The 15,449-nt window shown below is 56.5% G+C and carries 10 protein-coding genes; 9 read left to right on the top strand and 1 reads right to left on the bottom strand.

Going from position 1 to position 15,449, the window contains the following annotated elements; all coding sequences use genetic code 11:
- Nucleotides 1-108: 108 nt before the first annotated feature.
- The 7 genes from DSM3645_RS29405 to DSM3645_RS10975 all read left to right on the top strand — a co-directional run bounded on the left by DSM3645_RS29405 (nucleotide 109) and on the right by DSM3645_RS10975 (nucleotide 10,648).
- The gene (locus DSM3645_RS29405; protein WP_002652231.1) at nucleotides 109-2,076 is read left to right on the top strand and encodes a substrate-binding domain-containing protein; all 1,968 of its coding nucleotides are present in this window, start codon (nucleotides 109-111) and stop codon (nucleotides 2,074-2,076) included.
- 192 nt (nucleotides 2,077-2,268) lie between these two features.
- Nucleotides 2,269-3,180 (top strand): polyphosphate kinase 2, encoded by a 912-nt coding sequence (ppk2, locus tag DSM3645_RS11000; protein ID WP_002652230.1) that lies wholly within the window; start codon nucleotides 2,269-2,271, stop codon nucleotides 3,178-3,180.
- A 277-nt stretch (nucleotides 3,181-3,457) separates the two neighbouring features.
- Complete coding sequence (locus DSM3645_RS10995) at nucleotides 3,458-4,393, top strand: DUF1559 domain-containing protein (RefSeq protein WP_002652229.1); 936 nt, start codon at nucleotides 3,458-3,460, stop codon at nucleotides 4,391-4,393.
- A gap of 77 nt (nucleotides 4,394-4,470) precedes the next feature.
- Nucleotides 4,471-4,932 (top strand): hypothetical protein, encoded by a 462-nt coding sequence (locus tag DSM3645_RS10990; protein WP_002652228.1) that lies wholly within the window; start codon nucleotides 4,471-4,473, stop codon nucleotides 4,930-4,932.
- Nucleotides 4,933-4,971: 39 nt separating this feature from the next.
- The gene (locus DSM3645_RS10985) at nucleotides 4,972-6,186 is read left to right on the top strand and encodes a PepSY-associated TM helix domain-containing protein (protein ID WP_002652227.1); all 1,215 of its coding nucleotides are present in this window, start codon (nucleotides 4,972-4,974) and stop codon (nucleotides 6,184-6,186) included.
- A gap of 287 nt (nucleotides 6,187-6,473) precedes the next feature.
- Nucleotides 6,474-10,379: a PAS domain S-box protein gene (locus DSM3645_RS28105; protein WP_161603323.1), complete on the top strand. Its 3,906-nt coding sequence runs from the start codon at nucleotides 6,474-6,476 to the stop codon at nucleotides 10,377-10,379.
- Between the two features lie 26 nt (nucleotides 10,380-10,405).
- A complete protein-coding gene (locus DSM3645_RS10975; protein WP_002652225.1) occupies nucleotides 10,406-10,648 on the top strand; it encodes a hypothetical protein in 243 nt (80 codons plus the stop codon).
- A 147-nt stretch (nucleotides 10,649-10,795) separates the two neighbouring features.
- Here DSM3645_RS10975 and DSM3645_RS10970 read toward each other — a convergent pair whose 3' ends face one another.
- Entirely contained in the window at nucleotides 10,796-12,190 is a 1,395-nt protein-coding gene (locus DSM3645_RS10970; protein ID WP_002650043.1) for an IS4 family transposase, read from the bottom strand.
- Nucleotides 12,191-12,700: 510 nt separating this feature from the next.
- Between DSM3645_RS10970 and DSM3645_RS10960 the strand changes: the two genes are divergently transcribed.
- Together DSM3645_RS10960 and nusA are read left to right on the top strand one after the other, a co-directional pair.
- Entirely contained in the window at nucleotides 12,701-13,900 is a 1,200-nt protein-coding gene (locus DSM3645_RS10960; protein WP_002652223.1) for an ABC transporter ATP-binding protein, read from the top strand.
- 153 nt (nucleotides 13,901-14,053) lie between these two features.
- The gene (gene nusA, locus DSM3645_RS10955) at nucleotides 14,054-15,331 is read left to right on the top strand and encodes a transcription termination factor NusA (RefSeq protein WP_002652222.1); all 1,278 of its coding nucleotides are present in this window, start codon (nucleotides 14,054-14,056) and stop codon (nucleotides 15,329-15,331) included.
- The last annotated feature ends 118 nt before the right edge of the window (nucleotides 15,332-15,449 follow it).

Genomic DNA, 15,449 nt, shown 5'->3' with positions numbered 1-15,449 from the left:
TTTTTGCGCAACTTCTTAACAATTCCTTAACACTCAGGCGATTGCCCGTGTGTTACAAATTAAGCTCGAAATTCAGCGAGTTGGCAACACGAGAGAAGGTGACGTTGAATGGCCTCGACTTTGGCGATTGTGGGCTTTTTATTGGCGGCGTATTCGATTGTCGCGAATGATGCGATCCAGACGCTGGGGACGTTTATCAGCTCCAATTCCAAGCGTCCTTGGTGGGTGCTGTGGGCGTTCGCTTCGACGGTGCTGTTGTTCGTCTTTATTTACGGCTGGTTGACCAATGACGGCGATGTCTCGTTTGGGCGTTTAGCGAAATTCCCCGAGCCTGCCGGCGGGCTGACATGGTTGCATATCATTCCGCCGCTGGTCATCTTGCTGCTGACGCGCTACGGTATTCCGGTCAGCACCACCTTTTTGGTGTTGGCGGTGTTCGCACCGGGCAATCTGACGGGAATGCTCTCGAAGTCGATGCTTGGCTACATCGTCGCGTTTTTCGTCGCGATCGGCATCTACCTGGTCATCACCAAGTCGTTTGAGAAGAAGATGATCGCGACGGCGGAGAACCCGCCGACAACGGTCTGGGTGACGTTGCAATGGATCTCGACGGCGCTGCTATGGAGCCAGTGGCTCGTGCACGACCTGGCGAACATCTTCGTCTATCTGCCGCGCAAGCTAACGCCGATGTACTTTGTCTTCGCCGCGTTGGTGATGCTGGTGCTGCATGCGGTGATATTTGCTCGGCGCGGCGGATCGATTCAACATATCGTGACCTCAAAGACCAATACGCAAGATATCCGCTCAGCGACGATCATCGACTTCATCTATGCGATGATCTTGATGATCTTCAAGGAATACAGCAACATGCCGATGAGCACGACCTGGGTGTTTCTGGGCCTGTTGGCGGGACGCGAAACGGCGATCTCGCTGCTGCTGAAAGTGCGGCCGATGAAAGAAACCGGCGGCATCGTCTTTAAAGACGCCGGCAAAGCGATGACCGGTCTGGCTGTGAGCGCGGGACTCGCCTTTGGGCTGCCGATCTTCCATCAGGCGGTCTCGGGAACCGAGCTACTCGCCAATGAGCCTGCCCCCGCCAAAAACGTGGTCATCGCCGATTCTGACGCCGCTTCGATCGCCGCGTTGCCGACCTATGTCGCCCAGCCCAACTTGACCGGCGAAGTCCGGACGGTCGGTTCGGACACGCTGAAGGAAGTGATGCAGAAGTTCGCCGCACGCTTTCAAGAGCTTTCTCCCGGCGTCGCGATTTCGCAAGAGTCGGCAGGTTCGGCCACGGCGCCCCCGGCGCTGATCGCCGGCGATTGCGAGATCGGTCTGATGAGCCGCAAGATGACGTCGGCCGAAATGAGCCAATTCCGAAACAAGCATGGGCACAACCCAGTGATGATTCGTATTGGGCTCGACGCGTTGGCTGTTTATGTCAACGCCGAGAATCCGGTGCGCGGCTTAACGCTGGCGCAGTTGGATTCGATCTTTGACGCTCAGGCCGAGGCGCAAAAATTGCGGTGGGGCAAGTTCGTGATGCCGCCGTTTCCTAACCATGAAATTGTGACCTATGGTCGCAACGAACAGTCCGGCACACGCTACTTCTTTCGCGAAATGGCTTTGAACGGAGCGCCGTTTCGAGCCGATATGCAATCGTATCAGGACTCGGCCGAAGTGGTGAAAGCGGTTGGCGGCTCGATCAATGCGATCGGCTTTTCGGGGATGGGGTATCGCGACCAAGAGGTTCGCGCCATCGCGATCGCACGGTATGAAGATGATGAGTATCTGAATTACTCGCCCGACGAATATCAGAATGATCCCGATCTGGCCAAGCGTTTTCAATACGTCTATGACGGACAGTATCCGTTGTCGCGATTCCTGTATATTTACGTCAATAAGCCCAGCGGCGAAAAATTGGCGCCGCCGATTGACGCGTTGCTGCGTTTCATTCTCTCGCAGGATGGGCAACAGATCGTCCTGGACGCAGGATTTATTCCGTTGACGCCCAACCTGACCAGCCAACAATTGGATAAACTGCAGGCCGGATACGAGCCGCGTTGGTACGAGTAAGGTCGGCGACCACGACGAATGTCGGATGAATGATGCAGCGGTTTCGAGATTCGTACGTTTCGGGTTTCGTTAGACCTTCGTCACTTGTTTGCGACCGCCTTTACCTCGCTTGCGCAGTGGGCTACGAAGAGAAATAGGGCCGAATTTTCTCATCGCACAACTTCCAAAATTGCGCCTCCAGGAGCCTGATCGATGACCGATGACGAAATGCCGATGGACCTGGACCGGATTCAAAACGAGTTACTCGACTCGTTGGACGAAGAGTTTGAAGCGGAACTCGAAGATGCGCTGGAAGAACGGCATCGACCAGACGGCTATGATGGCGAATCGAATCTGTCGCGGAAGGTTTACTTTAGCGAACTGCTGCGCATGCAGCGCGAGTTGATCAAGCTGCAAGACTGGGTCGTCGCCAGCAACGCGAAAGTCGCGATTCTGTTTGAAGGACGTGACGCGGCGGGGAAGGGGGGCGTGATCAAACGGATCACCCAGCGGCTCAATCCACGCGTCTGCCGAGTCGTCGCGTTGCCGGCGCCGAACGAACGGGAGCAGTCGCAGTGGTACTTTCAACGATTTGTTCCCCACTTGCCGGCCGCCGGCGAAATCGCCCTGTTCGATCGAAGCTGGTACAACCGAGCCGGCGTCGAACGCGTCATGGGATTTTGCAGCGATCAGCAGTACGAAGAATTTTTTCGCTCGGTCCCCGACTTTGAACGGATGCTCGTTCGCGCCGGCATGTATGTGATCAAGTACTGGTTCTCGATCACCGACGAAGAGCAGCAGTTTCGCTTTCAATGCCGAATTCACGATCCGCTGAAGCAGTGGAAACTGAGTCCGATGGATCTCGAATCGCGCCGCCGCTGGGAGCAATACACCGTCGCGAAAGAACGAATGCTGGAAGAAACGAACATCGACGAAGCCCCTTGGTGGATCGTCGAAGCGGTCGACAAAAAGCGGGCGCGACTAAACTGCATCCATCATCTCTTAGAGCTGTTGCCGTACCGAGAAATCCCCAAAGAGACCGTCGTCTTGCCGCCGCGCGAGCGCAACGAGGATTACGCGCGAAAGCCCAGCCCGCCTGAGGCCGTGGTCCCCAATATCTACTAACGCAAATCAAGTTGCCGTTGAGCGAAGATAAGGGATCCTCACCAGGTCGAACTCGGGCAATTCATGAAATGCCCGCGAAAATGAACCTCTTTGTGGTGACGCGCCCTTGTTCTCTCGGCAGAAGCGGATATCGTGAACACCACTGAGACTGAGTCTCATCGATGTCTTTTGCCTTCCGCCAGAGAATAGCCAGCACCTTCTTCGGGTCAGCCAAATCTAGCGAGCACTGCTCGGCAGGCTGATACTTCCCCCCCTGATTTAGTTCTTGGAGACTCCGATGACCACGGATGTCCGCTCTACCCAACGCATTGGTTTCACGCTGGTTGAACTGCTGGTCGTGATTGCGATCATCGGCGTCTTGATAGCGCTGCTTTTGCCGGCGGTGCAACAAGCGCGCGAAGCGGCCCGCCGGATGAGTTGCGGAAACAACCTGAAACAGTTGGGCTTGGGACTGCACAATTATCACGACACCTTTGGGCGGCTGCCGATCACGCAAGAAACGGTCACCGAAGCAAGCGGGCAAAAGCGAGCCCTAGCGAGTTGGTCGCGGGCCATCTTGCCGTTTATCGAGCAAGGGAATATCGCCGACGCTTGGGACGAAACCGTCAATTACGGCAAAGCGCCCAACGCCCAGCTGAATCAAACGCCGATTTCCGCTTTCAAGTGTCCCACTTCGCCGGCCGAAGAAGTGGGGACCTGGGCCGTCACCGGAGACTATGACAATGACCTGGCCGCTGACGAACCTTATTTGGCGGGGGTCTGCGAATACTCGGCCTCGTCCCAAGTCTATGACGGGACCACGCACTTGGCTGGCATGATGAACTATCAAGATCCCGTGTCGGTCCGATTCCGGGACGTGACCGACGGACTTTCCAACACGTTTATGTTGGGTGAAGCGTGCGGTGGACCGAAGGACTACGACGGGAAAAGACAATACCTGACGGGAGAAGATCAGAAAGATCGTTTTCATCACTGGGCTGGTCAAAACCGGATCTCGTTTCGCCGCTTCTCCTCGGACGGGCTCACGCAGTACGGCGGCAATTGCCTGATCAATTGCCGTGCGGATGGATCCAACATGTACAGTTGGCACCCCGGCGGCGCGCACGCGACGCTTGGCGACGCTTCGGTCCGCTTCGTCGGAGAAACGACCGATGTCAACATCGTCGAAAATCTGGTGCAGTTGCAAGACGGCAATGTCGTGGGCGAATACTAGCAGCTGGTTAATACCGGGATCGGTCGCTAGTCGCGGCGTTTGTTGAAAAATCCTCCCTTTCACGTGATCACTGAACGATGCCTATCGCTCTTCGACTATGCCTCTGGATCATCGCCGCTTCGCTGCTGCCGGGCTGCGGTGAAACGGCCTATGACGATGGCCTGATTAAGCACCAGGTCACCGGTTTCGTGACCGTCAACGGGCGACCGCTGGACCGAGTGATCGTCCGATTACAAAGCACCGATCGTTCCCAGTCAGGAAACGCAGCGCAGCCGGTTGGGGTGACGGACGCCGAGGGAAAATTCGCTCTCTCGACCAGCGGCGATAAAGATGGCGCCGTCGCCGGCGAGTATGTGATGATGTTCCTCCGCACCGCCGAAAATTCGGAGTCCGGCGATGACCTGTTCCACAATCGCTTCGCCAAACCGTCGCAATCGAAACATAAAGTAACCATCCCCGATCATGATCTTGAAGTTCCGCCGATTCATCTGGAGGTTCCCGCCGCCTGGTTGACTGCCGCGCCAAGCGAAGAAGACTAGTCGGAATGATGTTCCTGTTCTCCTACGAGATTAACGCGGATGAAACTGATCGCCCGGCGAATTTGGTTGCAGGTCCATCTTTACTTGGGACTGACGGCGGGCTTGATCTTCGCACTGGCCGGGCTGACCGGCAGCATTCTCGTCTTCGAGCATGCGTTTGACGAAAATCTGAACGCCGAGATGATGCTGACCGAGAACCGCGGCGAACTGCGTTCTTTAGGGGAAATCACCGCGCTTGCTCAGCAGCAGTTTCCGGAGCTTGGTCATGTCGAGCGAATCGCCGTTCCGCGGACCGCCGAAAACGTCTACTACGTTCGTTTCAAGGCCCAATCGCGCGGCGGGAAGCCAAGCTCGACCGAGGTATTTTATGATCCCTATACCGCCGCAGCGCTGGGCCAACGCCCCGAGCGCAGCGGGCTGATCGCTTGGATCTATGACCTGCACGCCAGACTTCTGTTCGGTAAAAGCGGCCGCATTCTGATGGGAGTGATCGCGCTGACCGTGATCATCTCGGTCATCACCGGCATCGTGCTCTGGTGGCCGCTGCAAAAAGGGGGCTGGCGAATTGCCTGGGGAATCCGCCGCAATAAGCTGAACTTTGATCTGCACAAGACCAGCGGTCTGCTGATGACGCCGCCGCTGTTGCTGATCGCATTCACAGGCGTCTATCTCGGCTTGCCGTTTTTGGTCAAACCGGTGATCGGCATCTTCTCGACCGAGACCAAAAACCCGCAAAACGTGACTTCGCTGCTTCCCGCAACACCGACCGAGCCGATCGGTCCTGATCGAGCGGCCCAGTTGGCCGCTGAGGTGATGCCCGGCTCCGAACTCTTCTTTGTCCATCTGCCGCAGCGCGCGGACGACACCTACAAGGTCTTCGTCCGCCAGCAGGGCGAAGTCGGTCGACTGCGTGGGGCAGGGCGGATCTGGCTCGACCAATACAGCGGCGAGGTCCGAGCAACCCGCGACTGGAACAAGTTCACCTTCGCCGATACCTACTACCGTATTCAACTTGCTTTGCATTGCGGCGACGCATTCGGATTCGGCGGCAGATTCCTGTTTTTTGTGGTCGGCTTCGTTCCGGCGGCGCTGTATGTGACCGGATTTTTGCTATGGTGGCGCAAGAAGATGTCCCGTCGCCGACAATTGCAAAATCGAGCGGCAGTTCAGTCTGGCAAATCGGTCGAAATGTCGCCGCTCGCCGCAAAGTTAACCGCAGAAAAAAGCTCGGAACTCGAATCGGCGTCGAACTAAGCCGACTTTTGCCGGTGAAAGATCTCTGATATTCGGGCGTTCGAGCGGGATTGCTCCCATAGTCGCCCTGTCGATAGATTGCACCGAGAGAATGTGCGCCCATAGACTTTTCAGTGGGATCGCCTATTCTAAAGTGGTAATTGGCCTAGGCTTTCGGGCGACAGTCTAGGTTAAATAGTCTGCTGCAGGTCAGACTGACAGGAGCAATATCTCCTGACAATTTTTTTCAAACATCGAGCGCTTAGCGGCGAATAGCGACGGACATGGAACTCGAGCCCGCGGATTCAATGCCCCCACAAGACGATAGCGACAACTTCTCCGCCGGATCGACCGCTGATCGGCGGCGCAGCTCACAGCGTTGGGATGTTACGATCATCGGCTTTGGCGTCACTTTGGCGGTTCTTGTCGCCGGCGCCATTCTTGGCTACATGAATACGGTGCGATTGATCGAAAACAATCGCCGCGTCTTCGCGACGCAAGAGATTATCTCCGAACTCAACAGCTTGCTCTCGTTGTTGAAAGACGCCGAAACAGGGCAACGGGGCTATCTGCTGACCAACGAATCTAAGTACCTAGAGCCGTACCTCGATTCGATCGGCAAGGTGGAGTTCGAGATTGTTCACCTCCGATCTCTGATCCAAGACGACGCCGAACAGCAGAGTCGGCTGATTGAGGTGGAGCAAGATGTCACCAAGAAGCTCGCCGAGTTGCAGGAGACGATCAATTTGCTCGACTCCGGCGACCGCACCGCCGCTCTGCAAGTTGTCGACAGTGATCGAGGGATTGCGCTGATGGAAAAAGTGCGCGAATCGATCGCCACGATGCAGCTTTCCGAGCATGAGCAATTGCGAACACGCGCCCAGGAGTCGGAATCCAGTTTTCGCACGGCGATCACCACCATTTTGCTTTCTGCGCTGGTCGGAATCGCGCTAGTTTGCGCCGTCTATTATCTTCTTCAGCGAAACCTTCGTCAAAAGGAGAAAGCGGCTGCGATTTTGGCGGAACAAAAGGAACGCTTGCGAATCACGCTCGCCAGCATCGGCGACGCGGTTATCAGCACCGACGTCGCCGGCAATGTCACCTATCTGAATACAATCGCCGAAAAACTGACCAACTGGAAAGACGACGACGCGATCGGCCAGCCGTTGACGACGGTCTTTCACATTGTCAACGAAACGACGCGTCAAATCGTCGAGAATCCAGCGCTCAAGGCGCTGCGCGAAGGGGCCATCGTCGGCCTGGCCAATCATACGATTTTGATCGCCAAAGATGGCGCCGAACATTTTATCGATGACAGCGCGGCTCCAATTCGGGACCGACATGGCAAGATCGCTGGCAGCGTCTTGATCTTCCGAGACATTTCCGAGCGCCGACAATCGGAAATCGCCCTGGAAGAAAAAAGACGACTTCTGCAATTGGGCGCCGAAATCGGGGCCATTCTGACCAAGGAAGACAGTCTCCCAACCATGCTGCAAGACTGCGCCAAATCGCTGGTCGCCAATCTAGACGCGGCTTTGGCCCGTATCTGGACTTTGAATGAAGCCGAGCAGGTCTTAGAGTTGCAAGCCAGCGCCGGCATGTACACCCACATCGATGGCGGACATTCTCGCATCCCCGTTGGCCAATTCAAAATCGGTTTGATCGCTGAAGAGAAAACTCCCCACCTGACCAATTCGGTGATCGGCGATCCGCGTGTTCCGGAACAAGAATGGGCGCAGCGCGAAGGCTTGGTCGCGTTCGCCGGCTATCCCTTGATTGTCGCAGATCGGCTTGTCGGCGTGATGGGAATCTTCGCCAGGCAGGCGCTCAGCGAGCGAACGCTCCACGCAATGAATTCGGTCTCCAAAGAAATCGCCCTTGGGCTTCTCAATCGCCAAATCATGCAGGAAGAGCGGGAGCACCGCGAATTGCTGCGGATCACGCTCGCGAGTATCGGCGATGCGGTTATCAGCACCAATGCCGCGGGACGAGTCACGTTCCTGAATCCCGTCGCCGAGTCGCTGACCGGCTGGAGCCAGCAGGATGCGATCGGATGTCCGCTACCCGAAGTCTTTTCAATCGTCAACGAGTCGACGCGACTGCCGGTCGAAAATCCGGCCGAAAAGGCGTTGCGAGAAGGAAAGATCGTCGGCCTGGCGAACCATACGGTGCTCATCGCCAAAACGGGAACCGAGCGATTTATCGACGATAGCGCCGCACCGATTCGCAACGCGGAGGGCGAAATCGTCGGAGCGGTCCTCGTCTTTCGCGATATCTCGGACCGCAGAGCGATCGAAAGCGAATCACGTCTGCACGAAGAGCGCTACCGCACCCTCTTTAATACGATCGACGAAGGTTTTTGCGTCGTCGAGATGATCTTTGACGCTGCGGGCAAACCGGTCGATTATCAATTTCTGGAGCTCAATCCGGCATTTGAAAAACAGACAGGGCTCACCAACGCAATCGGCGAACGGATGCGCGAGCTGGCGCCAGATCATGAAGAAAAATGGTTCGAGATTTACGGCCAAGTCGCGCAGACCGGCGAGTCCACTCGCTTCGTCCATCAAGCGAAAGCGTTGGAAGGCCGCTGGTTTGACGTCTACGCGTTTCGGGTCGGCGGCGAAAGCAGTCAACGCGTCGCGTTGCTCTTTACCGACATCACCCAGCGACGGAAGACGGAACAAGATCGCCGCGATAGCGAAGAGCGCTTCCGCACTTTGGTCGAGCAGGTCCAGGATTACGCGATCTTCATGACCGATCCGCAAGGACGAGCGACCAGTTGGAACGAAGGGGTCGAGCGCGTCCTTGGTTTTGACGAATTAGAGTTTATCGGGCAAGACATCGTCTCGTTGATTTTCACGCCGGAAGATGTCGTCAGCGGCATCGCCCAGGCCGAGTTGGATCAGGCCGCCGCCGTTGGCAGCGCCAGTGACGACCGCTGGATGCTGCGCAAGGATGGGACGCGGTTTTGGGCCGCCGGCGTAACGACCGGATTGCTGGACGAGAACAACAAGCTGCTTGGCTTTATGAAAGTGATGCGAGATCAGACCGAACGAAAACGACTAGAGGACGAACTTCGCCAGGTCGCCGCCGACTTGTCGGAATCGGATCGCCGCAAGACCGAGTTTCTCGCCACCTTGGGACACGAACTGCGCAACCCGCTCGCTCCGATCCGCACCGGATTGGAAATGATGAAAATGGTGAAAAACGATCCAGAGTTGATCGAAAACGTCCGCGGCACCATGGAACGCCAAACGCAGCAAATGGTGCGACTAATCGACGATCTGCTGGATGTCTCCCGGATTACTAGCGGAAAGATTGAACTGCGAACTTGCCAGATCACATTGAACGAAGTCATCCGCAGCGCCGTCGAAGCGACGCAGCCGTTTATTGACGAAGCAGGACACACGCTCCAGGTAACCTTGCCAGAGACGCCGATCGTCTTGGATGCGGATCCCAATCGCCTGGCCCAGGTTTTTTCGAACCTACTGAACAACTCGTCCAAATATACGCCGGACGGCGGTCATATCTGGCTAGCGGCACAGTGCGAGAACGGAAAAGCGATTGTCACCATCAAAGACGACGGACTCGGGATCCCGCTCGACCAGCAATCCCAAATCTTTGAGATGTTCGCCCAAATCGATCGCCCGCTTGAAATGGGATACACCGGTTTGGGAATTGGTCTGACTCTGGTCAAGCAATTGGTCGAGTTGCACGGAGGAACGATTGACGTACAGAGCGAAGGCGCCGATCAAGGAAGCGAATTTTTCGTTCGCTTGCCCATCGTTGGTGAGCCGAAAAGAGCAACGCCGGCCGAACTGACGGCAAGCCCGCAACCAACCAAGCTGCGAGTCCTGATTGTGGATGACAACAAAGCGGCCGCGACCATGCTGAAAATGGTGGTCAAAATGCTCGGCAATGAAGTCATGACAGCGCACGATGGAGAACAGGCGATCGCCGCGGCGGTCGAATTTTCGCCCGACATCGTGCTGATGGACCTCGGCATGCCTAAAATGAACGGATACGAAGCGGCCCGCGAAATTCGCCGGCAGCCCTGGGGCCAAAAGATGGTCTTGGTGGCGCTGACCGGCTGGGGCCAAGACGAAGATCGCCAACGAACCGCCGAAGCCGGGTTCAATCACCACCTGGTCAAACCGGCTGAACCCAACGACTTGCAGAAGTTGTTCGCCACGGTTCACCCTGAAAACTCCTAGCGACGAATATTGATAAGGGCCATTGAATGACCGCCGACAACGGAGCGACATCCGCAGACGCCGCCGCTCGCAAAGAGCAACTGCGACAACTGGGACATGACATCAAGTCTTATCTTGGCGTCGTCACGATGGGCTTCCAGGCGCTCGACGGAGCCAAAGGGGATCCGGAAGAATTTGCTGAGTTGTTTGGCATCATCCAAGAGGATGGAATCAAACCGCTGAAGCAGACCGTGCTGGATATGGTGAAACTCGCCTGCGAAGAAGAGTAATACGCAGCCGAACCACTGCTGGATTTGCTGCTTACCCCCAACGAAATCAGCCGCACGGCGTTAGCCGCGGTTTCTTCGCCGCTTGTTCCTTGCGACTGAGTTCGCCTCAGAAACCGGGGCTAACGCCCAATGCCGCTTACTTTGTGGCTATTCAGGGGGTGGCGGGTCAGGTGATTTTGTTTTTTTGCGGAGTGACTTTTGAAACTTCGTCGTCTTTGCGCGGCGAGGATGGGCGACGCGAGGGTAGCTGCGCGGCGACTTGCGATTGGGGAGTCTTCGCTTCGACGCGCTGACCAAGGCTTTCGTAAATGCCTTGCTCCACTGTTCGAATGTTTCGCATGACCTGCCCAGCAGTTGGACTTGAAAGCTCACCCAGACTCCGGTGAAGCTCAGTCGTCGCGGCTCGACTCGGGCCAGCTTCGCGGCGCCGCGACGAAGTTGCGACACCAAGTTGTACGCAATTACGGAACCCATCAACTCTTTCATTACCATCTCGACGCTTTTGGCGCGCAGGTTCTCCGTATCCATTGTCACCTTTAAATCGCGAATATCGAATTCAATGTCGTAACGCCGACGGTAAAGCTCCGCCAAGCACAACGCGTCGAAGCTCATTGACGTCACCAGCGCCAACGTCGCCCCGTCTTCCAGTTCGACTTCGTGCAGAAATACATCCAAGGAAGCGTCCGCTGGCAAGTCGGGATTGGTGTTGCGTTCCTTGGCCGAGGGACGCCAGGTCAAGCGGCAGCTCTTATAGCCTTCGCCTTGATCGATGAGCTCGGCTTTCTTGCGATGCGCTTTTAACCGTAGCATCGACAGACGAAACAGAAAATCGTGCCCGGCGGCTCGCGTGTGATGGGCCACGCTGAAGATCCCGAAACAGCTGTCCGCTAAAACGATACTGCGACTGGGCAGGTCGCCGACAATCTCGCGTGCTTGCTTGGCCTCGCTGGAATTGTTCGGGCCGTACATGGGATCGATCTTGGGAACTAAGATGCAGCCGGTTTGCATCTCGGCGGCCACCATCAGCATCGCGACTGGCCAAACCGTTTCGCCAAGCTGGTTGGTCGCCGGCGGAAACGCCTTCTTCAGAACAGGCGTTGGCGGTAGCGTGATCGTGGTCCCGTCGATGATGAACACGCGTCGATCATCGAAAACAGGCTCGACGGTCCGTCCGAGATGATCGCAAACGCATCGCGAGAACCTTTCGATCGCATCCAGCGGCAGGCGTTTGCGTGCGGCGCTAAACGAGGAGGTGTTCTCCCCCAACGTGCCTTCATGGACCCGCTTATTGTCAGGAAATAGATCGGCTTGATGCTCGACCGCTTCCGAGACGACCGTTTGCAGCGATGCGCCGCCGCGAAGTCGTTGCAAAATCAACAGCCAAATGGTGACGGCCTGGGTGTAGACCATCTTGGTGTTAGGTCGATCATCAAAATCAACGATCGCCTCGATTTGCGGAACGCGCAGAATCTCACTGAGCAAAGTTCTGGCGGCGACAAACTGCTCTTCGGGCGAATCAGGCAGGCTGGGAGGTGCAATCATGACTTGCCGCCATTGTGACAGAGAAATCAAATCTCTCAACTTGGCGCAAATCTCGTACCCAAACCAAATCGCGGCTAGGATTTCGTCAAAGTAAGCGGCATTGGGCTAACGCCCTGCGGCTGATAATTACGCGGGGCCTTTTTACTGATCTGCACGCTCACAATTTGACTCTCCTCCGATTCCTGCAACAATTTCCACCCAACCCGGAAAACCCGCAACGCGGCGTAGATCGCGGCATCCAACCGGGAGTGAGAAGGCGTTTCGCGAACCGATCCCCTGATTTCCACCTTAGCCTGCCCCCAGTTCGCGGGTGTTTTCTCCCTCTTTTGTCGTTGGGCTGCGCCTACCACGCAGCGGCTCGGCAACTTGACAGCTGTCGCGGATAGCAGTATCCTGACCGGATTGCGACGGACACTAAGTTGTGTGCTTGAAACAGTTTTCGCCTCTTTCACGCAGTAAAAGAGGCGAAAATGACCGGGGAAGTTGCAGGCTGACTCAGCGTGAAACGGCATGGCCGAAGTTAGCTTGAAACGAGTAAGCAAGTCTTACTCCAGCAATCAACCGGCGGTTCGCAACTTGGATTTGGAGATCGCCGACGGCGAGTTCCTGGTTCTGGTGGGTCCTAGCGGGTGCGGTAAAAGCACGACGCTACGGATGATCGCCGGACTCGAGGACGTTACGTCAGGTGAGATCCAGATCGGCGGCAAAGACGTCACGCACGTGGCGCCAAAAAGCCGCGATGTCGCAATGGTGTTTCAGAACTACGCTTTGTACCCGCACATGACGGCGTACAAAAACATGGCGTTTGGTCTGGAGCTCCGCTACGGCGGGAATTGGCTCGAACGACTGCTGCGGCGACTTGTTCGTCCGCAAGCGGCGGCCGAGTTGGAAACGCGTCGTCGGGAGATACCTCAGCGAATCGAGCAGACGGCCCAAACGTTGGGCATTGCTCCTTTGTTGCAGCGTCTGCCGAAAGAACTGTCTGGAGGCGAGCGGCAACGTGTCGCCTTGGGGCGAGCGATCGTACGCGATCCGCAGCTGTTTTTGTTTGATGAGCCATTGTCAAACTTGGACGCCAAGCTGCGGGTAGAGATGCGGCGAGAGCTTAAGCAACTGCATCGCCAGTTGTCGGCCACCATGGTCTATGTGACCCACGATCAAGTGGAAGCGTTGACTTTGGGGGATCGCATCGCGGTGATGAAAGATGGAGTGATTCAACAAGCGGCGGCTCCGATGGAGGCGTATCGCAACCCGGCGAATCGCTTTGTCGCGAGTTTCCTCGGCTCTCCGCCGATGAACCTGATCCCGGGTCGAGTCGCAAGACTTGACTCGCAGATCCGATTCATCGGCGGCGGGCTGTCGATTGATTTAACGCAATCCGGTTTTGCCCCTGCGGCGCTGGACCAACAAGAAGTCGAACTCGGCGTGCGACCTGAAGATGTCGCCGTGTTCGCGGATGAGGCTCCTGAGCACTTGGCCGATCTCGGCCTGGTGGACGCAGGCAAAGCCGAAATCAGTTTGGTCGAGTCGCTGGGGGACACAGAACTGTTGCATTGTCGATTAGCAGGCTCGACGCAAGAATTAGTCGTGAAGGCGGATGCCCGGATCGGGTCCCCTCGGGGAGCGATCCAGATTGCGGCGGCGCCTGATCAACTCCATTTGTTCGCTGCGGATGATGGTCGCAACTTGCGACGACCCGCTTCGAATTAAACCCGATTTTTTCCAGAAACCGGGGCTCATCGATCTCCTGACTCTTTGTCGAGTCGGCGGAGCGGGGGGTGTCGGTTATTTGGTTTTTGGTCCCCAAGTCTCTGACGAGTCGAGACCGACTAAACGCCAATTTTCGGTGAAAGTGAAGGAAGCATGAATCCGACCGAGGTATTGCGGATCGTTGACGCGATTCACCGTGATAAAAATATCGACAAAGAAGTCGTATTTCAGGCAATTGAATCGGCCTTGGTTTCCGCTACGCGCAAATACCACTCGGAAGAGTCGGAAGTCGTTATCCATATCGACCGCGAAGATGGTTCGATCTCGGGTCACATCGATGGTGAGCCGGTTGATCCGGAAGAAGCGGTCGGTCGAATTGGCGCGCAAACCGCCAAGCAAGTGATCATCCAGAAGATTCGCGAAGCCGAACGGGACTCGCTGCACGACGAATATGACGAGATGGTTGGCCAGATGGTCAACGGCACCGTGCATCGCGCCGAAGGGGGCGCGGCGATTGTGGCGCTCGGCAACGTCGAAGCGATTTTGCCCCGTTCCGAACAGATTCCCGGCGAATCATTCCACGCGAATGACCGCGTTCGCGCAATCGTGCTGGAAGTGCGCAAGCAAGGGAGCCGCGTCAAAGTGGTTCTCAGCCGCGCCAACAAACGATTCGTGCAGCGTCTGTTTGAGCAGGAAATTCCTGAAATCACCGATGAAGTAATCGAAATCAAAAACATCAGCCGCGAGCCCGGCTATCGCAGCAAAGTCGCCGTCGACAGCAGCGATCAACGCGTTGATTGCGTCGGCGCTTGCGTCGGCGTTCGCGGCAATCGCATCAAGAACATCGTCGACGAACTGTCGGGCGAGCGGATCGACATCGTCCGCTGGACCGATGATCCGGAAACGCTGATTCCGAACGCATTGCAGCCGGCCGAAGTGGAAGAAGTGATCCTCTGCAAGATGATGGGGCGAGCGATCGTCCTGGTGCGAGAAGATCAGCTTTCGCTGGCGATCGGTCGTCGCGGACAAAACGTCCGTCTGGCGAGCAAGCTGTGCGGATGGGATATTGAGATCATGCTCCGCGAAGAACTCGAAGAGCAGATTGAACGTGCGGTCACCGCATTCACGGGCATCGATGGAGTCACCGACAGCGTCGCCGAACAATTGGTCGGCGAAGGCTTTTTGTCGTACGACGATCTTTCGGTAATTGAGTCTGACGCTTTGATGGCGATGGGCGAGTTCACCGAGGAAGAAATCGAGCGCATCCGCGACGAAGCGGAAAATCGCGGGATGGAAGCGGAGCGAGCGTTAGAAACCGAACGCCGCCGCAACCGATCCGAACAACAAAATCCTGGCCCAGCGCCTCCCAGCGCTCCGCCGGCGACACCCCCCTGCGACACGACGCCGTCTCCGGAAGGAGAAACGCCGTAATGTTGTTGCGGGAAACGACACCGAAGTCGTACTCGTACTATTACAAGACAATGACCGTCGCCTTGTCGGCCGGCGGAAGTGTAACGCCACGGCTCTTTGAAGGTTGCCCAAAGAGCTA

Source organism: Blastopirellula marina DSM 3645, from assembly GCF_000153105.1.
Classification (GTDB): Bacteria; Planctomycetota; Planctomycetia; order Pirellulales; family Pirellulaceae; genus Blastopirellula; species Blastopirellula marina.
Note: the sequence above shows the minus strand (reverse complement) of the source record. Positions and strands in the feature narration are given on the sequence as shown.

What these genes read in the sequence shown, in the direction of transcription:
- DSM3645_RS29405 (WP_002652231.1), top strand. Translation starts at nt 109, where the DNA reads ATGGCCTCGACTTTGGCGATTGTGGGCTTTTTATTGGCGGCGTATTCG.
- ppk2 (WP_002652230.1), top strand. Translation starts at nt 2,269, where the DNA reads ATGACCGATGACGAAATGCCGATGGACCTGGACCGGATTCAAAACGAG.
- DSM3645_RS10995 (WP_002652229.1), top strand. Translation starts at nt 3,458, where the DNA reads ATGACCACGGATGTCCGCTCTACCCAACGCATTGGTTTCACGCTGGTT.
- DSM3645_RS10990 (WP_002652228.1), top strand. Translation starts at nt 4,471, where the DNA reads ATGCCTATCGCTCTTCGACTATGCCTCTGGATCATCGCCGCTTCGCTG.
- DSM3645_RS10985 (WP_002652227.1), top strand. Translation starts at nt 4,972, where the DNA reads ATGAAACTGATCGCCCGGCGAATTTGGTTGCAGGTCCATCTTTACTTG.
- DSM3645_RS28105 (WP_161603323.1), top strand. Translation starts at nt 6,474, where the DNA reads ATGCCCCCACAAGACGATAGCGACAACTTCTCCGCCGGATCGACCGCT.
- DSM3645_RS10975 (WP_002652225.1), top strand. Translation starts at nt 10,406, where the DNA reads ATGACCGCCGACAACGGAGCGACATCCGCAGACGCCGCCGCTCGCAAA.
- DSM3645_RS10970 (WP_002650043.1), bottom strand. Translation starts at nt 12,190, where the DNA reads ATGATTGCACCTCCCAGCCTGCCTGATTCGCCCGAAGAGCAGTTTGTC.
- DSM3645_RS10960 (WP_002652223.1), top strand. Translation starts at nt 12,701, where the DNA reads ATGGCCGAAGTTAGCTTGAAACGAGTAAGCAAGTCTTACTCCAGCAAT.
- nusA (WP_002652222.1), top strand. Translation starts at nt 14,054, where the DNA reads ATGAATCCGACCGAGGTATTGCGGATCGTTGACGCGATTCACCGTGAT.